This window comes from Sphingomonas sp. Leaf21, assembly GCF_916858675.1.
Classification (GTDB): Bacteria; Pseudomonadota; Alphaproteobacteria; order Sphingomonadales; family Sphingomonadaceae; genus Sphingomonas.
Genome location: NZ_CAKASM010000031.1, coordinates 1 through 19860 on the forward strand (window position 1 = coordinate 1; position 19860 = coordinate 19860).

Annotated in this window: 16 protein-coding genes and 1 tRNA gene; 5 read left to right on the forward strand and 12 right to left on the reverse strand. The window is 68.8% G+C overall.

What is annotated here, in order from left to right; all coding sequences use genetic code 11:
* The 11 genes from LRP66_RS16505 to LRP66_RS16555 all read right to left on the reverse strand — a co-directional run.
* Positions 1-1133, reverse strand: a 1133-nt coding sequence (locus LRP66_RS16505; protein WP_329959292.1) for a DUF6538 domain-containing protein, incomplete at its 3' end; no start/stop codon positions are given.
* 92 nt (positions 1134-1225) lie between these two features.
* Positions 1226-1300, reverse strand: a tRNA-Glu gene (locus tag LRP66_RS16510).
* A gap of 68 nt (positions 1301-1368) precedes the next feature.
* Positions 1369-3123 carry a single-stranded-DNA-specific exonuclease RecJ gene (recJ, locus tag LRP66_RS16515; RefSeq protein WP_230483697.1) on the reverse strand — a complete coding sequence of 585 codons (1755 nt, stop codon included), beginning with the start codon at positions 3121-3123 and terminating at the stop codon, positions 1369-1371.
* A gap of 105 nt (positions 3124-3228) precedes the next feature.
* Positions 3229-3915, reverse strand: a complete 687-nt coding sequence (locus LRP66_RS16520; protein ID WP_230483698.1) for a prolyl hydroxylase family protein — start codon at positions 3913-3915, stop codon at positions 3229-3231.
* A 97-nt stretch (positions 3916-4012) separates the two neighbouring features.
* On the reverse strand, positions 4013-4957 hold the full coding sequence (locus LRP66_RS16525; RefSeq protein ID WP_230483699.1) for an RcnB family protein: 945 nt from the start codon (positions 4955-4957) through the stop codon (positions 4013-4015).
* A gap of 125 nt (positions 4958-5082) precedes the next feature.
* Positions 5083-5640 (reverse strand): (2Fe-2S)-binding protein, encoded by a 558-nt coding sequence (locus LRP66_RS16530; protein WP_230483735.1) that lies wholly within the window; start codon positions 5638-5640, stop codon positions 5083-5085.
* A gap of 84 nt (positions 5641-5724) precedes the next feature.
* Complete coding sequence (locus tag LRP66_RS16535; RefSeq protein WP_230483700.1) at positions 5725-6858, reverse strand: CaiB/BaiF CoA transferase family protein; 1134 nt, start codon at positions 6856-6858, stop codon at positions 5725-5727.
* Positions 6859-7006: 148 nt separating this feature from the next.
* Entirely contained in the window at positions 7007-8191 is a 1185-nt protein-coding gene (locus tag LRP66_RS16540; RefSeq protein ID WP_230483701.1) for an acyl-CoA dehydrogenase, read from the reverse strand.
* A gap of 73 nt (positions 8192-8264) precedes the next feature.
* Entirely contained in the window at positions 8265-10436 is a 2172-nt protein-coding gene (locus LRP66_RS16545) for a TonB-dependent receptor (RefSeq protein WP_230483702.1), read from the reverse strand.
* Between the two features lie 35 nt (positions 10437-10471).
* Positions 10472-10840, reverse strand: a complete 369-nt coding sequence (locus LRP66_RS16550; RefSeq protein WP_230483703.1) for a hypothetical protein — start codon at positions 10838-10840, stop codon at positions 10472-10474.
* Positions 10837-11013 (reverse strand): hypothetical protein, encoded by a 177-nt coding sequence (locus LRP66_RS16555; protein WP_230483704.1) that lies wholly within the window; start codon positions 11011-11013, stop codon positions 10837-10839. Before LRP66_RS16555 ends, LRP66_RS16550 begins: the two co-directional genes overlap by 4 nt.
* Before the next feature lie 95 nt (positions 11014-11108).
* On the opposite strand from LRP66_RS16555, the gene LRP66_RS16560 reads away from it, so the two are divergent.
* A complete protein-coding gene (locus tag LRP66_RS16560) occupies positions 11109-11726 on the forward strand; it encodes a S24 family peptidase (protein ID WP_230483705.1) in 618 nt (205 codons plus the stop codon).
* Positions 11727-11730: 4 nt separating this feature from the next.
* Here the strand turns inward: LRP66_RS16560 and LRP66_RS16565 are convergent, their stop codons facing one another.
* A complete protein-coding gene (locus LRP66_RS16565; RefSeq protein WP_230483706.1) occupies positions 11731-11916 on the reverse strand; it encodes a hypothetical protein in 186 nt (61 codons plus the stop codon).
* Positions 11917-12060: 144 nt separating this feature from the next.
* On the opposite strand from LRP66_RS16565, the gene LRP66_RS16570 reads away from it, so the two are divergent.
* The 4 genes from LRP66_RS16570 to LRP66_RS16585 all read left to right on the forward strand — a co-directional run bounded on the left by LRP66_RS16570 (position 12061) and on the right by LRP66_RS16585 (position 19793).
* The gene (locus LRP66_RS16570; RefSeq protein ID WP_230483707.1) at positions 12061-12291 is read left to right on the forward strand and encodes a hypothetical protein; all 231 of its coding nucleotides are present in this window, start codon (positions 12061-12063) and stop codon (positions 12289-12291) included.
* 320 nt (positions 12292-12611) lie between these two features.
* Positions 12612-14633, forward strand: a complete 2022-nt coding sequence (locus LRP66_RS16575) for an autotransporter assembly complex protein TamA (RefSeq protein ID WP_230483708.1) — start codon at positions 12612-12614, stop codon at positions 14631-14633.
* A 47-nt stretch (positions 14634-14680) separates the two neighbouring features.
* Positions 14681-18784, forward strand: a complete 4104-nt coding sequence (locus LRP66_RS16580) for a translocation/assembly module TamB (protein WP_230483736.1) — start codon at positions 14681-14683, stop codon at positions 18782-18784.
* Between the two features lie 34 nt (positions 18785-18818).
* Positions 18819-19793 carry a quinone oxidoreductase family protein gene (locus LRP66_RS16585; protein ID WP_230483709.1) on the forward strand — a complete coding sequence of 325 codons (975 nt, stop codon included), beginning with the start codon at positions 18819-18821 and terminating at the stop codon, positions 19791-19793.
* Positions 19794-19860: the final 67 nt, after the last annotated feature.

Consider the following 19860-nt stretch of genomic DNA (forward strand, 5'->3'; position numbering starts at 1 on the left):
CTGGCGAACAGCCGTTGCAACTCCTCTTCCTGAAAGGTCTGGCGAGCGGCGCCGCCGGTCTTGGAATAGCCGAGGATCGGCACATCGCGGCCCTCGTTGCGGCTGATCCACTTCTGGCCCTTGGCGAAGCTCAGCAACGCCTGAATCGCGCCCACCCGTTTCTTGAGCGTCGCGGGGCTGATCCGGGGCGTATCGGAATGCCGATGGCGATCGAGGCGGTCGGTAAAGCTCAGCTCGCGATCCGCGCGCGGCATGGAGGCGGGCAGATGGGCCGCTTCGTCGCGATAATCGAGGAGGTCGTTGTTGACGACCTCCTCGACGGGGATGTCGCCGATGAAATCGATGAAATCGCGTGCGGCACCCTCATACTCGTGCGCGCTCTGCAGGGAGGGCTGCATCACCGCCTGCCAGTCCGCGAACAATTCCATCAGGCGCAGGTCGGGGCGTAGGCGGCCCGAGGTCGGACGACGCTTGCGGGCCTTGGGCGTTTCGACCGGGACCGCGTCGAGATAGGTACTGATCGCGGCCTCGATGCCTTCTGGGAGATCCAATGCTGTCGTGTTATTGTGCCGGGCGATCTGGCTGACGATACGGCCAATCTGTTGGTTTCTGGCGTCGGGACGGAAGCGTTCATCGCCCCAGCGCCAGATCGTACCGGGCGCATGGCCTAGAGTCGGCTTGCGTCCAGGATGATCGCGGAACAGTGCGGCGTTGTTCGCCATTTCCCACCATTGCTGGTCATGCAGTGGGGCAGGGGAGCTGCATCCGGTCGGGGTTGCGTTCCACAGCCCCCGATCGAGTTCCAGCCTGGCCAGTAGCAGCCGTTCTTCACCATCCAGTCCGCCAGTCTTGAATTCGGGCCCCTGGAAATAGGCGAATACCATTTCGTCGGCACGGTCGCGCGCGGAAGGGCAGGGGCTGCCCGTTGCCTTGAGCCGGGTCCGTGCCTCTTCGAACCGCTGTTCGAGTGCGGCATTGGCTTGAAGGAATAGCACCGTGGCTTCGTTGCTATTCTTCGTGCCGAGCGAAACCTTCCACAGCGCCTTGCCGTCGAATGCGGGGCGCAGCTTCTCGGGGATCTGTCGGCGCAGGTAATAAACGCCGGTCGCAGGGTGTTTCCAGGGTGTCGCCATGAGGGCCATAAAATGCTCGCTGTACCTATGTGCTGTACCAGCGAGCGGCAAAGAATGGCTTAATCGCGCAATTCTGCGCTCTTGAGCACAGATGGTGACCCCTACGGGAATCGAACCCGTGTTTCAGCCGTGAAAGGGCCGCGTCCTAACCGCTAGACGAAGGGGCCGCCGGGTGGCGTGGAGGGGCCTCTAAGGGAGGGGGTGGATGGGGTCAAGGGCTTTTTTCAATTCCATTTCAGTCGGCCCAGGCGGCGTCCTCCACGTGCAGTTCGGCGACGTCGCGGCCCGACCAGTCGTCGACCTTGGCGCGCCCCGCGAGCCACAGTCGACGTGTGCCGCCCGCGCCCAGGAGAGCCTGGCCCAGAGCGGTGTCGGCCTGGCGGAAGGCCATGGCCTTCAGGCTGCGACCATCGGGGCCGGCGACGATCGCGCGGACGTGATTGGTGCCGACCAGGTCCGCGCGGATGACGCGGAAGGGGCCGGCGGCGACGCGCGGGGCGGGCCAGCCCATGCCATAGGGACCGCCCGCATCCATCGCACCGACCAGCGCCGGGTTCACGCCACCGGGCGCCAGCACCGCGTCGACGAGCAGCGCGCGACCTGCGCTCGCCTTCACCACGGCTTCGGCGAGCCGTTCCTCGAGGAAATCGGCGAGTTCGGCGATCCGTGCCGCCTCGACCGTAAGGCCCGCCGCCATGGCATGGCCGCCGCCCGCGATCAGCAGGCCATGCTCCCTGGCCGAGAGGATCGCGGCGCCCAGATCGACGCCGCTGATCGAGCGGCCCGAGCCCTTGCCGACGCCGTTCTCGTCGAGTGCAATGACGATGGCGGGGCGGTCGAGCTTTTCCTTCAGGCGCCCGGCGACGATGCCGATGACGCCGGGATGCCAGCCCTGGCCGGACACGATGGCGACCTGGCGCGCGCGGTCGACGCCGGTTTCCGCGACGGCCTGGACCCCGGCCTCGATCGCGCGGCGTTCGTCGTTGAAATGGTTGAGCTCTTCGGCGATGGCGCGCGCTTCGGCGGGATCGTCGGTGGTGAGCAGGCGAACCCCCAGATCGGCGCGGCCGACACGCCCGCCCGCGTTGATGCGCGGCCCCAGCGCAAAGCCGAGGTCGGTGCAGGTCGGCGCGCGGGTCAGCCGTGCCGCGTCGATCAGCGCGGCGAGCCCGACATTGCGACGCTGCGCCATCACCTTCAGGCCCTGCGCCACGAAGGCCCGGTTGAGGCCGCGTAGCGGTGCGACGTCGGCGACCGTGCCCAGCGCCACCAGGTCGAGCAGGTCGAGCAGCCGGGGCTCGGGCCGATCGGCAAAGTAGCCGCGCGTGCGAAGCGTCCGGATCAGCGCCGCCCCCAACAGGAAGCAGACGCCGACCGCCGCCAGATGGCCGTGGGCCGCGCCCTCCGTCTCGTCCAGCCGGTTGGGATTGACCACGGCATGCGCACGCGGGAGCTCGGTCGCGCATTTGTGATGATCGACGACCAGTATCTCGATCCCGGCGGCGTGGGCGGCGGCGAGCGGTTCGAAGGCCTGCGCGCCGCAGTCGACCGTGACGATCAGGTTCGCACCCTCGGCCTGCAGCCGCAGCAACGCCGCCTCGGTCGGGCCATAGCCCTCGGTCATGCGATCGGGGATATAGGCGCGGGGGGCGAGGCCGAGGTCGCGGAGCAGCCGGACCATCACCGCCGCCGAGGTCGCCCCGTCGACATCGTAATCGCCGAAGATCGCGACGGCCTCGCGCGCGATCACCGCGTCGGCCAGCCGCTGTGCGGCGCGGTCCATGTCGCGGAAGATCGACGGGTCGGGCATGAAGGCGCGGATCGAGGGCGCGCGATGCGCCTCGACCGCATCGGGCGGACAGCCACGCGCGAGGAGCAGCTGCGCCACGAGGTCGTCATGCGCCATGCCGTCGCGCGCGTCGGCGGCGAGCGCGCGCCAGCGCCAGGGTTGGCCCAGGATCGACTGGGCGATGCCGAGAACCTCGGTCATGGGCGGATCACGAGAAGCGGGAACGTCACGCGAACGCCATGCCATGCGAGGCGGAGTCGCGACAAGGGGGAGGCTTCGGGTGCCGCAGCCGCAGATGGGGCGTGGTTACTGGACCCAATTGCCTTCGCGAAACCATTTGGTGATGACGTACTTGGTGCCTTCGACCACCGGCATCCCCTCGTGCAGCGTCATCTCATTGGGGCTGCCATCGGGTTTCATGTTGTTCCAGGCGAGCAGCAATCCCCGTCGCGGTGCGACGCGGATGCCCGCCTGCGGGAACCAGGTCGCGCCCCCCTCCGCCACGTCGTTGAGGTAGATCATCGCGGTCCAAGTCCGCTGTCCGCCATGGACGCGGACCTTCTCCCAGTATTTCTCGGTTTCATGGAAATAGTCGTGATGCGCGCGAAACTGCTGGCCGGGGGCGTAGCGCTGCCCCTGCATCGTCTCGCCCTGTTCGGGCGAGATGCCGAGCAACGCGGCGATCGACTCGTCGATCGGCTGCACGTCGGGGGACCAGCGCGCCATGTCGCAGCTTTCCGAGGTGCGAAAGCCGTAATCCGGCCGGTCGGACAGCAGGGTCGAGGGCCGACGATTGGAGTCGATCATCGCCATCAGCTTGTCGCACTGCGCGGGCGTCAGGAAGTCGGCGTGGTAATAGATTTGCGCCGCATCGGTCGTCACCCGCGTGACCGCCGGATTGGCGTCGAGATGCTGCGCGACGCTGACCGCGAATCGTGCGCGGACGGGGGAGGCGGCGGGGTTGCCCTTGGGCTTCCTCGAAAAGAACGACATGGCATCGGATGTGCGACGACACAGCGCCAAAGACAAGAGGCTTGCGACGCAGGGGGGGAAGGGGGGGAGGGGGCACGAGACCCCCTCCCACGCGCGCTCACCAGAATATGTCGTAGACCACGTCGACGACCAAGCCGCTGCGCAGGTCGACCAGGATCGCGTCGTTATAATAACGGACCCAGCGATAGGAGCCATAGGCGGGCGGCAGGCGATAGGCGAAGGGATCGTCCAGCCAGTAGCTCTGGCCGAAGAAGATCGGATCGATGATCACCCCGCTGGAGAAGCGTTGATAGTCATATCCGCCATAGGGCGCGTAATAGCGGGGCAGGTGATAGGCACCGCGATTCATCGAGCGCCAGCTCAACCAGTCGTAACGCCGGTCCTGCCGCCAGCCGCGATTCCACTGGTTCGCCCAGGCGCGACGCTCGGCAAAGCCATAGGCCTGGTCCGAATGGTCGCGCCAGTCGCCGAAGCTGCGCTGCCAGCGGTCGCGATCCTCACGCTGGCGGCGGGGGTCGTCGCGCCAGCCGCGATCGACGCGCACGCCGTCCGGACCGCGATCGGGACGGACCTGATCCGGGCGGCCCTGATCCGGGCGGGGCGCGGGACGCGGATCACCGGCATAGCCACCGGGGCGGTTCCAGCCTCCCCGGTCGTCCGGGCGTGGCTGATCCTGGCCGGGGCGGGGGCCGCCGCCAAAGCCGCCGCCACGACCGCCCCATTGCCCGCGATCGCGCCATTCGCCCCGATTGACAGGTGCGGCCTGGGGCGGCGGGGCGGGCTGGGGCGCGCGAGGCGCCTCGGCATGGTCGGGGCGGAAGGCGGGGCGGTTCTCCGGAAAGGCCTCGCGACTGTTGAAGACCGGGCGACCTTCATTGCGCTCCAGACGTCCGGCCGGGCCGCCGGGCCCGCCGCGCGGGGGCCCCTCATGCCGTCCGTGCGGGGCCTGGTCGATCGCCTGCTGCGCCCGCGCCACGGCGGGCATCGCGCCCGCCACCATCGTCGTCGCGGCCAGTAGAGCCGCCATCATGTGCCTGTTCATCTCCGCCATCCCCAAGTGTCGGCGCACGAGCCGACCCCGATCATGCGATGGACCCTGCCATGCTTGCGTTGAGCGGATGCTGAACCCGTCTGTCAGCTTGGTGAAAGAATCGTGGCGATGGACACTCACCGCTCCTCGCGCGGTGCTGGCCGGGGTGCCAGCGCCGGGACGGCGCGCGCGGCGTCGACAGGATCCGTCCCCGGCAGTGGCGCGGCGGGAATGGTTTCCTCGCCGCGAGCAGCCCGCGCGGCGCGCTGGATCGCCTCGACCAGCCGCGGATAGATACCGCAGCGGCAGATATTGGTGATCGATGCGCGGATCACCGCTTCGGAAGGGTCCGGGATATGATGGATCAGCGCGGCGGCAGCCATCACCATCCCGGGAACGCAATAGCCGCATTGGCCGACATTGGCGGCGAGGAACGCCTGTTGCACCGGATGGGAGCGATCGCGCGACAGCCCCTCGATCGTGGTTACGACGCTGCCTTCGATCCGGCCGATCGGCACCTGACAACTCCGCACCGCGCGCCCGTCGACATCCACCGTGCAGGCGCCGCAATCACCGGTGCCGCAGCCATATTTGGCGCCGGTCAGGTTCGACCCGTCGCGCAGCGCCCATAACAGCGGCGTATCGGCGGGAAGGCGATAGCGGACGGGTTGATTGTTGACGGTCAGGCTGGTCATCGCCGCCGGTTCATAGCGGATCACCGCGAGGAAGCCATCTCGCACGGTCGCCGCAACGCAGACGGGGGCCTTTCTCGGGGGGCGTCAGGCGTCTCCGTTGCCCAGCATCGGCGCGGCCTTGTCGAGCGTCAGCCCGGCATCGGAAAAGCGGATGGGCGAGCGTACCCCCGGTACGGCCGAGCCGTCGGGGCGTTGCGGCGCGATGGCGAGGCCCCGCGCGACGATTTGCGGATCGGCGAAGGCCTGTTCCACCGTGTTGATCGGCCCCGCCGGAACGCCGGCCCCCTCCAGCGCCGCGAGCAGATCGTCGCGCCGCCAGCGCTTGGTCGCCGCCTCGATAACGGGCGTCAGCACGGCGCGGTGTTCGCAGCGTAGCGCATTGGTGGCGTAGCGCGGATCGTCGCCCTCGATCCCGACCACCGCTGCGAAGCGCCGGAACTGGGCGTCGTTGCCGACCGCCAGGATGAACCAGCCATCGCTCGCCGGGAATGCGGCATAGGGCACGATATTGGGATGCGCGTTGCCCAGCCGGGTCGGCGTCACCCCCGATGCCAGATAGTTCATCGCCTGGTTGGCGAGCACGCCGGTCATCGTGTCGAGCAGCGCCATGTCGATCTGCTGCCCGCGCCCGGTCCGGTTCCGCATGTGCAGCGCCGCCTGGATCGCGATCACCGCATAGAGCCCGGTCATGATGTCGGCGAGCGCGACACCGATCTTCTGCGGCGCGCCGCCGGGCTCGCCGGTCAGGTCCATGATGCCGCTCATCCCCTGCACGATGAAGTCATATCCCGCGCGCGGGGCATAGGGACCGTCCTGTCCGAAGCCGGTGATCGAGCAATAGACGAGGCGCGGATTGAGCGCCGACAGGCTGGCATAGTCGAGGCCATAGCGGACGAGGCCGCCCAGCTTGAAATTCTCGATGACGACATCGGCGTCGGCGATCAGCGCGCGGACCCTGGCCTGCCCCTCGGGCGTGGTGAAGTCGGCGACGATCGACGCCTTGCCGCGATTGGTTGCATGGAAATAGGCGGCGTCCCGGCTGCCGTCCGGATTGGCGATGAAGGGCGGCCCCCAACGGCGGGTGTCGTCGCCGTCCGGGCTCTCGACCTTGATCACTGTCGCGCCGAGATCGGCCAGCACCTGCCCGGCCCAGGGACCGGCGAGGATGCGGGCGAGCTCGACGACCTTCAGGCCGGTGAGAGGGGATGGGTTCGCCATCTTCAATCCTCCCCATCGTCAGATGGGGAGGGGGACCATTGCGCCAGCAATGGTGGAGGGGCGTGACGGACTGGCCATGCCCCTCCACCACGCCCTGCGGGCGCGGTTCCCCTCCCCAAGCGGTGCTTGGGGAGGATTAGGGACGGCCTCAAAACGCCGGTATCCCGGTGATGGCCCGCCCCAGGATCAGCGCATGAACGTCGTGCGCGCCTTCATAGGTGTTGACCGTCTCCAGGTTCAGCAGGTGGCGCATCACCTGATATTCGCCCGAAATCCCGTTGCCGCCATGCATGTCGCGCGACGCCCGCGCGATATCCAGCGCCTTGCCGACATTGTTGCGCTTGACGATCGAGATCATCTCGGGCGCGAACCGGCCCTCGTCCATCAGCCGCCCGATGCGCAGCGACGCCTGAAGCCCGAGCGCGATCTCGGTTTCCATATCGGCCAGCTTCTTCTGGAAGAGCTGCGTCGCGGCGAGCGGCCGCCCGAACTGCTTGCGGTCGAGGCCATAGCTCCGCGCGGCGTGGAAACAGAATTCCGCCGCGCCCAGCGCCCCCCAGCTGATCCCGTAGCGGGCGCGGTTGAGACAGCCGAACGGCCCCTTCAACCCCTCGACATGCGGAAGCAGCGCGTCCTCTCCCACCGCCACCTCGTCCATCATCACCATGCCGGTGATCGAGGCACGCAAGGACAGCTTGTTGTCGATCTTGGGGGTGGCGAGCCCCTTCATCCCCTTTTCCAGCACGAAGCCGCGGATGGCGCCGCCATGCGCGTCCGACTTGGCCCAGATCACGAAGACATCGGCGATCGGCGAATTGGAGATCCAGGTCTTGGCGCCCGACAGGACATAGCCGCCGTCCACCTTCCTGGCGGTGGTACGCATCCCGCCGGGGTCGGAGCCCGCGTCGGGCTCGGTCAGTCCGAAGCAGCCGATCCATTCGCCGCTCGCCAGTTTCGGCAGATAGCGACGTTTCTGATCCTCCGAGCCATAGGCATGGATCGGATACATGACGAGGCTCGACTGCACGCTCATCATCGAGCGGTAGCCGCTGTCGATGCGCTCCACCTCGCGCGCGATCAGGCCATAGGCGACATAGGATGCGCCGACGCCGCCATATTCCTCCGGAATGGTCGGTCCGAGCAACCCGAGCCGACCCATCTCGCGGAATATCTCGGGGTCGGTATGCTCGTTGGCGAACGCCTCGATGATGCGCGGGGCCAGCCGGTCGTCGGCATAGGCGCGCGCGGTATCGCGGATCATCCGCTCGTCATCGGTCAGCTGGTCGTCGAGCAGAAACGGATCCGCCCAGTCGAACTTGCCCATTCGGGACATCGGTATCTCTCCTTATGTCCCCGCTTCTCCCGAAGGCCGGAGGCTTTGTCCACCCCCGGCCTCGGCAATCGCGTTACAGCTTGAAGCTGAGCGTCGCGCGCAGGTCGCGACCGTTGAGCGGTGCGAAGTCCTTGAGCACGCTGGCATGGCGACGCGCGTCGACATCGAGGATGTTGTTCGCCGACAGGGTCAGCGTCGTCGGATTGCGTGTCCCCCAGGGCTTGAGCTGAACCGACGCGTTGACCAGGGTGAAGCCGTCGGTCGGCGTTTCCAGGCCGAGCACGCGGGTCTGCCTGAAGCTGCGCTCCACCTCGACGCGGGCATTGACGCTGTCCGACTGCGCTTCCAGCCCGCCGAGCAGGCGGAGCGGCGGGATGCGCGGCGCGGGGCCGGTGCCGATGATCTGGGCATGGACGTAATCGCCCAGCAGGTCCGCGTTGATCGCATAGCGCCCGATCGTCGCGAGGCGCAGCGACCCTTCCGCCTCCAGGCCATAATAGCGGGCATCGGCCTGCGCATAGGTGAAGCAGGGCAGGTCGACGTCGCGGCCCGACGGGGCGGCGGCGGCCTCACATGCACCCTGGGTGACCAGCGCGTCATAGATATAGTTGGAGAAGCGGTTGTAATAGGCCGAGGCGTCGAAGCTATAGCCGTCGCCGTGCCCGTGGACGGTCGCCTCGATCCCCCAGCTCGCTTCCTTCTTGAAGTTCGGATCGCCCAGCTCATAGGCCTCGGTCCCGGCATGAGGGCCGTTGGCGAACAATTCCTCGGCGGAGGGGGCGCGTTCGGTGCGCGACAGATTGAGGCCAGCGCGCCAGTCGGGCGCGAAGCCGTAGCTGGCGCCGATCGAGCCCGAAAAGGCGTCGAAGCTGCGCTGGCCCCGGAAGAAGCGGTCGTCGGCCACCGCGGTGCGCGCGGTCAGCGTCGTGTGCTCGAAGCGGGCGCCCGCCTCCATCTTGAATGCGCCGCGATCGAGCTGTTGCAGGGTGAAGAGGCCGACCTGCGCGGTGTTGTTGCGCGGCAGGAACGCCTCGTCCCCGCGCACGTCGAAATCGCGGTTGACGAACTGGACGCCCGATGCGCCCTGCCAGCCGTTCCGCCTGGACTGGATCAGCTCGAGGCGACCCTCCAACCCCTTGTTGTAGAAGGCGGTGCCGATGCCGCCATCCTCTTCCAGCTCGTAATGCCGATATTGCGCGGCGCCCGCGCGCAGGCGGATGCGCTCGAGGAACCCGCCACCCGTCTCGATCTCGCCGCGCAGGTCGAGTCGATTCTGGACGAGGCTGAGGCGCGGGGCCTCGGGCTCTTCGCCGCCGGGCGTCAGCGTGTAGCGGACCGGCACGCCGTAGAGGCTGTCATAATGGCTATAGGCGATGCCGAGCGAGCCCGTATCGGTGATCAGCGCGCCGCCGACGCCCGCCGTCCATGTCTCGCTGGCGGTGTTGGGCAGGCGACCGCGCAGATTGGCGACGCCCGCGAAATCGAGCGGATCGTTGGGCGCCGCCTGTGCCGACGCCAGCGCTTCCGCACGGGCGCGCGGAGAGAGGACATAGCCGCCGATCTTCAGGTCGTCGGTCTTCAGATAGGACCCGTCGGCATGGACGACGAACTGCCGACCGACCGCCACATCGGTTGCCGCCGCGACCGAGCGTTCATTGGCCGCCGAACCATAGGATGCGATGCCCGACAGGCGGTAGCCCTGTTCCGGCACGGTGCGCGGGATGCGCGTGTCGATGACGTTGACGACGCCGCCCACCGCCGACGAGCCGAACAGCAACGCGGAGGGCCCTCGCAGGACCTCGACCCGATCGGCGAGCAGCGGATTGATGACGACCGCATGGTCGACACTGGTGTTGGATACGTCGATCGAGCCGATCCCGTCGGTCAGGACGCGGATCCGCTCGCCCTGGAAACCGCGCAGCACGGGGCGTGAGGCGTTGGGGCCGAAAGATGTCGCCGAAACGCCCGGCTGCCGCGCCAGCGTCTCGCCGATGGTCGGACGGATTGACCGCTGCAGTTCGTCGCCCGTGACGATCGAGGTTCCCGACAGGACGTCGGTTTCCGACTGCCGGACCGGTGCGGTCACCACGATTTCCCGCCCGCGATTGGCCGTCGACGGGGCATTCTGGGCAAGGGCGGGGGCGGCGAACTGGCTGGTGAGCGCGGTAGCCGACAGCAGAACGAACTTGAACACGACAGGGCTCCGATCAGTGAAGCCCTGCCGAGTACAGTAGTGATACAACATATCAAGTGTAAAATGACGCACGGCTGACAGGCGTGTCACCCATTGGCGGCGTCGAGGCAGAGCAGGACGCGGAGGGTCCGGCCGCCCGCGATCCGCTCTGCCGCGATGTCGGCGATCAGGTCGCGGCCGAGCGGTATCTCCGCCTCGGGCAAGCTCTTCAACCAGGCGGACAGGGCGTTGCCGGGAGCGGCGGCCAATCGAAGGGTGACGACCGATCCGGTGAACGTCACCGACGACCAGGGCTCCACATTCTCCACGGTCAGCAGCACCGTGCAGCCCGCGCGTGCCGCATGTGCCGTCAGCGCCCTGGCGAGCCGTCCGCCGCGATCCGACGGGCGACGCAGTGGCGCGAAATGGGGTGCGACATGCCCGGGCCGGTCGCAACGGGTCAGCGGCGCGCTCATGCCGAACGACCCGCGATGAAGCCGGTCACGCGCCGGATCATGTCGGCCCCCGGCTCGCGCCCCCTGCGGAGATCGCCGACCAGCCGCGGGTCGTTGACCGCCAGTCGCCCGAATTTGGTCTCCGGCATCCGGCTCTTCCTCAGATAGCGCTCGATCACGCCCAGCAATTCCATGGACTGTCTCCCATTGTCCGATTCTCGACTGATGTTCATGATCTGTTCTGATTTCCAACTTGTCTAGGAAAAATCCTACGGCTATGGTGAGTGTCATGTCGGAGACGGAAATCAGGACGGTTCTGCAGGAGCTTGCGGCACGGGCGGGGGTCAGCCTCGCGGCGCTGTCACGTATGCTGGGGCGTAACGATGCCTATCTCCAGCAGTTCGTCCAGCGCGGAACGCCGCGCGTCCTCGCCGAACGGGATCGCAAATCACTGGCGGAGTTTTTCGGGGTTCCCGAAACGCGGCTCGGTGCAGCCTCGATAGCGGGGCCGATGCTGGTCCGGCGGCTCGCGGTGGCGGCGTCGGCGGGGCCGGGCGCGACCGTCTATGACGAGGTGATGATCGGGGTGGAGGCGCTGGACCGCCAGCTCGCCCGGCGGCTCGGGCTGAGCGATGGTGCAGCCTCGGTCATACGGGTGCGTGGCGACTCGATGGCGCCGGGGCTGATGGATGGCGATCATCTGGTGGTCGACCAGACGGATGTGCAGCCGGGCGCGCGCGGCGGTCTCTACGTGATCCGGATCGGCGACGCGCTGATGGTCAAGCGGGTGCGCGCGGACAGCGGCGGATTGGTGGCGTCGAGCGACAATCCCGCCGCGCCGCCCTTGCCCGACGGACCGATCACGGTCGTCGGGCGGGTTGTCTGGCAGATGCGGCTGCCGAGCTGATCGCCTATCGTCCGCGCCACCATAGCAGCAGCGCGATCACGACGCCGATCGCCAGGCCGATCAGCACGCCCGGCGTCACCTGTCCGGTCGCGAGCCCCGCGACGATCCCGCCGATCACGCCGAGCGCGATGAAGATGCCACCCGCCGGAGTGGCGGAGCGCGACGGGCGAGGGGGTGGATCTTGGCGCATGTCGCTGGTCTGCCACGCTCGGCGCGGGGAGGCCAGCCACGACGAAATTCTCTGTTGTCGGCGCGCGTTAACCACTTCCGGGGATGGTCTGTTTTCCGATCTGGGCCTAGGGGGCTGGCTTTCGGAACTGGGGCAGGGGCGAACATGCACGATCGCGGCGGTGAGACTTACATGGCGCCCTTCGTCACCGGGACCGATGTCGAGACTGCGGCCGACCTGATCGAGACCTTCGGCGAATCGGCGGGCGGCGAAGCGGCGGCGCGCGCCAGGCGGAGCCGTGACATGGGCAATCACATCCACTTCTGCCGCTGGCGCCAGATCGAGCGGCTGATCGATTTGCTGGCGAGGGAGGCGGCGGTCGGCACGGTCCACTGACGGCGTCCGCCCGAACTCCTTCCTTGCGGTAGACTTTTTGCGGGCCTCCGGTCGCCGACCTCACTGTTCCCCCGCGAAGGCGGGGGCCCAGTGTTCTTCGCGCAAGCGGTTTTCCGCTTGGACCCCCGCCTACGCGGGGGAACGGTGATCATGTGGTCACGGCCGGGATGTTTCCTTGCAGCGGAGGTATGGCGCGCCAAGCCGTCGACCGGGCCCGGAAACGTGAGGCGCACCGGGCCGCGACGAGCGGGCTGGCAAATCTGTTCGATCGAGCATGCTTTGGGGTGTCGCAATCGCCTGCGCACGGCTAGGGATTGGCGATGATGGTCCGCGTCGGGCGGCCGTGCCGCTCGGTCGCCATCTTGGTCTTCGCAATGGGTTTCGGCGGCACGGGGCTGGCCGGGCGTGCGCTCGCCCAGGCGACGGGCCCCGCCACGACGACGCCATCGCCACGGGTGCAGGCCGTGCCCGGCACCGTTCCGCCGGGCGACGCGGAGGATCCGACGATGCTCGATCCGACCGCGCCCCTGGCGCCGCTGCCGGAGATCGGCGTCGCCTGGCCCGATCTGTCGCAGGCGCCGGGTGATCCGGCGGGGGCGATGGCCGCCACCGTCGATGCCGCCGCCGAGCGTCGCTATCACTGGCGGGTCGACGGGATCGATGGCGCGGGGGCACTGGTCCGCCAGCGTTTCGACCAGCTCTCCACGCTCGATGCCAATGACGAGGATCCCGCCAATGCCGCGCAGCTCGACCGCCGCGCGCGCGAGGATGCCGCGCTGCTGACCAACTTGCTGCGCGGGGCGGGCTATTATGACGCGCAGGTCTCGACCCGGATCGAACCCGGTAACGAACCGACCGTCGTGCTGGAGGCGACGCCGGGCAATCTCTACCGCTTCGCCGACGTCACCCTGGCGGGCGTGCAGGCGGCGGGGGCCAAGGCCGCGCCGCTGGAAAAGGCGTTCGGGATCAAGCCCGGCGATCCCGTCAACGCCGACACGATCGTCGCGGGCGAGGCGGCGCTGAAGACCGCCGTCGGCGTCGCGGGTTTCCCCTTCGCCAAGGTCGGCGATCCGCAGATCGTCGTCGACCATGCGACACGGACCGCGACCATCGACCTGTCCGTCGATCCGGGCACGGTGCGGCGCTATGGTCGGATCGTCATGGCCAATGACCGGCTGTTCGACGCCCGCCACGTCCAGGATATCGCGCGGTTCAGGCCGGGGCAGCCCTATGACGCCACCGGACTGGAGGATCTGCGCCGGGCGCTGGTGCAGACCGGGCTCGTCTCGTCGGTGGAGGTCAAGCCCGTGCCGGGCGATACGCCGGAGACGGTCGATATCGCCGTCGCACTGGAACCCGCGCCGCCGCATACGATCGCGGGCGAACTGGGCTATGGCACCGGCGAAGGCGCCCAGGCGTCGGTCAACTGGACCGACCGCAATCTCTTCCCGCCCGAGGGCGCGCTGACCCTTCGCAGCGTGCTGGGGACGCGTGAGCAGCTTGGCGCGGTCGTCTTCCGGCGCAACAATTTCGAGGGCCGCGACCGTATCCTGACCGCGCAATTCTCGGCCGCGCACCTGCTTCGGGACGCCTATGAGGCCAAGACGCTGTCGCTGTCGGGCAGCCTGGAGCGGCAGACCAACATCTTCTTCCAGAAGACCTGGACCTGGTCGCTGGGCGCCGAACTGCTGACTTCGGACGAGCGCGACGTGATCGCGGCGACCGGCGAGCCGCGTCGCCGTACCTTCTTCATCGGCGCACTGCCGACCAGCCTCAATTATGACGGGTCGGACGACCTGCTCAATCCGACCCGCGGGTTCCGGCTGGGCGGGCGGATCAGCCCGGAATTGTCGTTGCAAGGCAGCGTGTTCAGCTATGCCCGAACGCAGGTCGACGCCAGCATCTATCATCCCTTCGGCGACCGGGTGGTGCTGGCCGCGCGGACGCGGCTGGGCACGATCGTCGGTGCGCCGCGCGACGAGATCGCACCGTCACGGCGTTTCTATGCGGGTGGCGGCGCGTCGGTGCGCGGCTACAGCTTCCAGGCGATCGGGCCGCGCGATGCGAATAACGACCCGATCGGCGGACGCAGCCTGGCCGAATTCTCGATCGAGGCGCGGGTGCGCACCTTCGGCCATTTCGGCGTGGTGCCGTTCCTCGACGCCGGCAATATCTCGACCACGCCGCTGCCGCGCCTGACGGGACTGCGCTTCGGCACCGGGCTCGGCGTTCGCTATTACTCCAATTTCGGACCGATCCGCCTGGATGTCGGCACCCCGCTCAATCCGCAGCGCGGTGACAGCCGGGTCGCGGTCTATGTCTCCTTGGGACAGGCATTTTGACCGAGGAAGCGCCGCTGCCCGCGCCAAGGCGTCGGCGCGTTCGCTGGATGCGTGCGCTGGGCGTCGGGCTGGCCATGCTCGTCGCGATCCTGGCGACCGCGCTGGCGATCGTCGATACGTCGATCGGGCACCGCTGGGTCGCCGATCGGATCGGCACCATCCGCACCGAGACGGGATTGCGCTTCACGGTCGGGCGGATCGACGGCTCGCTCTATTCGGACATGCGGCTGGTCGACCTGCGCGTCTATGATCTCGATGGCCTTCTGGTGCAGGTGCCCGTCGCGCTGCTCGACTGGCGGCCGTGGAAATGGACGCAGGGGACGCTGGATATCCGGCGGGTCGAAGCGCCGCTGGCCATGCTCTATCATGTTCCGCGTACCAGGCGCACCGGACGACAGGGGCCGATCCTTCCCGATTTCGACATTCGCATCGACCGACTGACGCTCCAGAAGCTCATCCTCGCCAGGCCCGTGCTGGGCCGGGCGCGGGTGGCGCGGGTCGAGGGGCGCGCGGACATTCATGACGGCCGCGCGCTGGTGACGCTCGACGGGGGCGTGGCGGGGACCGATCGGTTGCGGTTGAAGCTGGATGCGCAACCCGATCGCGACCGCTTCGACCTTGCCGTCTCCGCGCGGGGCAGGCGCGACGGCGTGCTGGCGCGAATGGTCGGCGTCCGCGCGCCCGTCGCGCTCACCGTGGATGGCGAAGGCCGCTGGTCGCGCTGGACGGGCCGCGCGCAAGGCACGGTCGGTACGGCGAACGCGGTCGACCTGTCGCTGTCGGCGCAATCGGGGCGCTACGCCCTGTCGGGTTATGTCGCACCCTCGCTGGTCCTGCGCGGCCGGTTGCAACGACTGACCGGCCCGCGCGTGATCGTCGCCGGACAGGGCGATTTCGCCGACCGGCGGCTGAACGGCGCACTGGTCCTGCGCTCGCCAGCCCTGCGCGTCCGCGCACGCGGGCTGGTCGATCTGGGCGCGAGCCGGTTCGAGGGGCTGCGCGTCGATGCACGATTGCTCCGCCCCGAGGCGCTGTTCGGCAACATGACCGGACAGGCCATCGGCCTGACCATGCGGCTGGATGGCCGGTTCGATCGCGCGGCGTTCGACTATCGGCTCGCGGCGCCGCGCTTCGCCTTCGGGCGCACGGGGTTCGAGCAGGCGGTGGCTCTGGGCAAGGGGCATGTGTCCGGCGGATGGCCGGTGACGCTGCCGTTGCGCTTCACGGCGGAACGGGTGACCGGCGTCGGAGAGGCGGCGGGTGGCATCCTCCACCGGCTTTCCGTCGCGGGCGATCTGCGCATCACCCGGCGCGAGATCGCGGGGCAGGGGCTCAGCTTGCGCTCCGACAAGCTGGCAGGACGGCTCAACCTGCGGATCGACCTGACCAACGGGCGCTATGATGTCGGCCTTGACGGTGCGTTGAAGCGCTACCTGATTCCCGGCCTCGGGATCGTCGATGTCCGATCGCGCCTCAGCGCCGTCCCGGGCGCGGACGGGCATGGCACGCGGATCGTCGGACGGGGAGAAGCGCAGGTCCGACGGCTCGACAACGGCTTCCTGCGATCGCTTGCGGGCGGGTTGCCGCATCTCACCACCGATCTGGAGCGTGGCGCCGACGGGGTGTTTCACTTCCATCGCCTGGTGCTGACGGCGCCGGGCATCCGGCTGACCGGGGAAGCGATTCGCCGGACCGATGGCATGTTCCACTTCGTCGGCGGTGGACGCCAGGCGCGCTACGGTCCCGTGCAGATGGTTCTCGACGGCAAGATCGACCGGCCGACGCTCGACCTGGTGCTGGCCGCGCCCAATGCCGCGCTGGGACTGAGCGATGTGCGCGCGCATCTCGATCCGACCGTGCCGGGCTATGCCTTTCGGGCTACCGGGGGATCGCGACTGGGGCCGTTCCAGGCGGGCGGGGCGATCCTCCTCCCCAAGGGGCAGGACGCGGTCGTCCAGATCAACCCGCTGATCGTCGCGGGTACGCGTGCGACGGGGGCGCTGACGGTGGCGCAGGGCGGGCTGGCCGGTCGGCTCGACGTGGCGGGCGGTGGCCTGTCGGGCGAGCTGCTGTTCCGACCGGTCGGCACCGTCCAGCGGATCGAGAGCCATCTCGCCGCGCGCCAGGCGCAGATAGCCGGGATCACCGTCCGCCAGGGACGGCTCGACCTGATCGCCCTGCTCGATCCCACGGGCGCATCGGTCGAGGGCACCGCCAATGCCCAGGGGCTTCGGCACGGCGCGTTCAACATCGCGCAGTTCGACGGCAGCGCGCGGCTGCGCGACGGCAGCGGTGAGGTGCGGGTCGGCATTTCCGGTTCGCGCGGGCGCGCCTTCTCCATCCAGACGGTGACGCAGGTTACGCCCGGCCGGTTCGCGGTGACCGCCAAGGGGACGCTCGATCGCCGCCCGCTGGAGTTCGTATCGCCCGCGATCGTGACGCGCGAGGGCGATGGCTGGACGCTCGCGCCGACCCAGTTGCGCTTTGCCGGGGGCGAGGCGAAGCTCGCCGGGCGGCTGGACCCCGACGGGACCGAGGTGCAGGCCAGCCTGACGCGGATGCCGCTGGCGGTGCTCGATATCGGCTATCCCGGATTGGGGCTTGGCGGCAGCGCGACGGGCACCTTGACCGTTCGGCAGGGCAAGGGGGCGCCGACGGGCAAGGCGGATCTGACCATCCGGGGGCTGACCCGCGCCGGGCTCGTCCTGACCTCGCGCCCGATCGACATGGGGGTGGCGGGCGTGCTGTCCGCCGATCGGCTGGGCGTTCGGTCGGTCATGGCGTCGGGCGGCCGCATCATCGGGCGGGCGCAGGCCTTGCTGGTCCCCGCCGCGCAGGGAGATTGGGCAAGCCGGATGCAGACCGGGCGGCTGATCGCGCAGCTCCGCTATGCCGGGCCCGCCGATACGCTGTGGCGGCTGACCGGGGTGGAGATGTTCGACCTGTCCGGCCCCGTCGCGATCGGCGCGGACGTCAGCGGATCGCTCAACCAGCCGGTCATTCGCGGCGCGGTGAAGGCGGTCGGCGCGCGGATCGAGAGTGCGACGACCGGCACCGTCCTGACCGATGTGCAGGCAAGCGGGCGGTTCGGCGGATCGCGACTGGTCATCGATCGCTTCGCGGCACAGGCGGGGCGTGACGGCCGGGTCAGCGGCACCGGCCAGTTCGAATTCGCGGCGGCCAACGGCGTCGGGCTGGACCTGTCGCTGCAGGCGAGCAACGCGGTGATGATCGCCCGCGACGATATCGGCGCGACGGTGACGGGGCCGCTGACCTTCCACTCGGACGGCACCGGGGGCACGATCGCGGGCGACGTGGTGCTCAACCGCAGCCGCTATCGCCTGGGCCGCGCGTCGGCGGCGACGGCGGTGCCGCAACTCAACATCCGCGAGATCAACATCCCCGGCGGCGGCGAGGAGGACGATGTCCCCCGCAAGCCATGGACTCTGGCCATCCGTGCCAAGGCGCCGGGCGGCCTCATTGTGTCCGGCCTCGGGCTGAACAGCGAATGGTCGGCGGACCTGAAGATCGGCGGCGCGCCCGACAATCCGGCGATCACCGGACAGGCGACGCTGATCCGCGGTGATTACGACTTTGCGGGCCGCGAATTCGACCTGTCGCGCGGTGTCATCCGCTTTGGCGGCGAGGTGCCCGCCAATCCGGCGCTCGACATAGCGGCCAATGCCAATGTCCAGGGTTTGAGCGCATCGATCCGCGTGACCGGCACCGCGCTCAAGCCCGAAATCGGCTTCTCCAGCACGCCCGCGCTTCCCAATGACGAACTTCTCTCGCGGCTGCTCTTCGGCACCTCGATCTCCAGCCTGTCGGCGCCCGAGGCGTTGCAACTGGCGGCGGCGGTGGCGGCATTGCAGAATGGCGGCGGCGGGCTGAACCCGATCAACGCGGTGCGGTGGGCGGCGGGGCTCGACCGGCTCCGCGTCCTGCCCGCCGACGTGCAGCAGGGGCGCGCCACCTCGGTCGCGGCCGGGAAATATGTCACCCGCAAGCTCTATGCGGAGATCATCACCGACGGGCAGGGCTATTCCGCGACGCAGGTGGAATTCCAGGTCACCCGCTGGCTATCGTTGCTCTCCAGCATCTCGACGCTGGGGCGGCAGAGCGTGAACGTGCGGATATCGAAGGACTATTGAGGCGTTGCCGCCGGAAACCGGACAGGAACACTGCATGGAAAACATCGCCTTCATCGCCCGGACCGGCGGTCCCGAGGTCATCCAATGGCGGGAGGCCCAGCTGCCTTCGCCCGGCGCCGGTGAGGTTCGGATGCGCCACCATGCGGTCGGCCTGAACTATATCGATACCTATCATCGCAGCGGGCTCTATCCGATCGATCTGCCCGGCGAACTGGGCTCCGAAGCGGCGGGCGTGGTCGAGGCGGTGGGTGAGGGCGTCACCGACTTCGCTGTCGGGGACCGGGTCGGCGTGTTCGGTCCGGCGCGGGGCGCCTATGCCACCGCGCGAAACGTCGCCGCCGACCTGCTCGTGCCGTTGCCCGATGGCGTCGACGACCGGACGGCGGCGGCGATCCTCCTGAAGGGCGCGACGACCGCGTTCCTGGTCGAGGATTGCGCGCGCGTGCAGCCCGGCTGGACCGTGCTGGTCCATGCGGCCGCGGGCGGCGTCGGGCATCTGGCGGTCGGCTGGCTCAAGGCGATCGGCGCGACGGTGATCGCCACGGTCGGCAGCGAGGCCAAGGCGGAGAAGGCCCGCGCGGAAGGGGCGGATCACGTCATCCTCAATCGGCAGGACGATGTTGCGGCACGCGTGCGCGAGATCACCGGCGACGCGGGTGTGCCGGTGGTGCTCGACGGGGTCGGCAAGGCGACATGGACCGGCTCGCTCGACAGCGCGGCGCGCCGTGGCCTGGTGGTCAGCTTCGGCAATGCCTCGGGGCCGGTCGACGGGGTCAATATCGGCATATTGGCGGCCAAGGGATCGCTGTTCGTCACGCGCCCGACGCTGTTCGACTATGCGGTGACGGCGGCGGAGAAACGCAGCCTGATCACGCGCGTGTTCGCGATGCTGGAGAAGGGCGCGATCACGCCGGAGATCGGCCAGACCTTCGCACTGACCGATGCGGCGGAGGCCCACCGCGCGATCGAGGCGGGGGAGACGGTGGGGAGTACGGTGCTGATCCCGTGAGCTGCGGGGCGTGGCCTTCGACTTCGCTCGGGCGGTACGGGTTTCAGCACCCGGGTCCGAAAGCCCG

What these genes read in the sequence shown, in the direction of transcription:
- LRP66_RS16525 (WP_230483699.1), bottom strand. Translation starts at nt 4,957, where the DNA reads ATGAACAGGCACATGATGGCGGCTCTACTGGCCGCGACGACGATGGTG.
- LRP66_RS16555 (WP_230483704.1), bottom strand. Translation starts at nt 11,013, where the DNA reads ATGGAATTGCTGGGCGTGATCGAGCGCTATCTGAGGAAGAGCCGGATG.
- LRP66_RS16540 (WP_230483701.1), bottom strand. Translation starts at nt 8,191, where the DNA reads ATGTCCCGAATGGGCAAGTTCGACTGGGCGGATCCGTTTCTGCTCGAC.
- LRP66_RS16575 (WP_230483708.1), top strand. Translation starts at nt 12,612, where the DNA reads ATGATGGTCCGCGTCGGGCGGCCGTGCCGCTCGGTCGCCATCTTGGTC.
- LRP66_RS16560 (WP_230483705.1), top strand. Translation starts at nt 11,109, where the DNA reads ATGTCGGAGACGGAAATCAGGACGGTTCTGCAGGAGCTTGCGGCACGG.
- LRP66_RS16580 (WP_230483736.1), top strand. Translation starts at nt 14,681, where the DNA reads ATGCGTGCGCTGGGCGTCGGGCTGGCCATGCTCGTCGCGATCCTGGCG.
- LRP66_RS16520 (WP_230483698.1), bottom strand. Translation starts at nt 3,915, where the DNA reads ATGTCGTTCTTTTCGAGGAAGCCCAAGGGCAACCCCGCCGCCTCCCCC.
- LRP66_RS16530 (WP_230483735.1), bottom strand. Translation starts at nt 5,640, where the DNA reads ATGACCAGCCTGACCGTCAACAATCAACCCGTCCGCTATCGCCTTCCC.
- LRP66_RS16535 (WP_230483700.1), bottom strand. Translation starts at nt 6,858, where the DNA reads ATGGCGAACCCATCCCCTCTCACCGGCCTGAAGGTCGTCGAGCTCGCC.
- recJ (WP_230483697.1), bottom strand. Translation starts at nt 3,123, where the DNA reads ATGACCGAGGTTCTCGGCATCGCCCAGTCGATCCTGGGCCAACCCTGG.
- LRP66_RS16570 (WP_230483707.1), top strand. Translation starts at nt 12,061, where the DNA reads ATGCACGATCGCGGCGGTGAGACTTACATGGCGCCCTTCGTCACCGGG.
- LRP66_RS16565 (WP_230483706.1), bottom strand. Translation starts at nt 11,916, where the DNA reads ATGCGCCAAGATCCACCCCCTCGCCCGTCGCGCTCCGCCACTCCGGCG.
- LRP66_RS16550 (WP_230483703.1), bottom strand. Translation starts at nt 10,840, where the DNA reads ATGAGCGCGCCGCTGACCCGTTGCGACCGGCCCGGGCATGTCGCACCC.
- LRP66_RS16545 (WP_230483702.1), bottom strand. Translation starts at nt 10,436, where the DNA reads ATGTTGTATCACTACTGTACTCGGCAGGGCTTCACTGATCGGAGCCCT.
- LRP66_RS16585 (WP_230483709.1), top strand. Translation starts at nt 18,819, where the DNA reads ATGGAAAACATCGCCTTCATCGCCCGGACCGGCGGTCCCGAGGTCATC.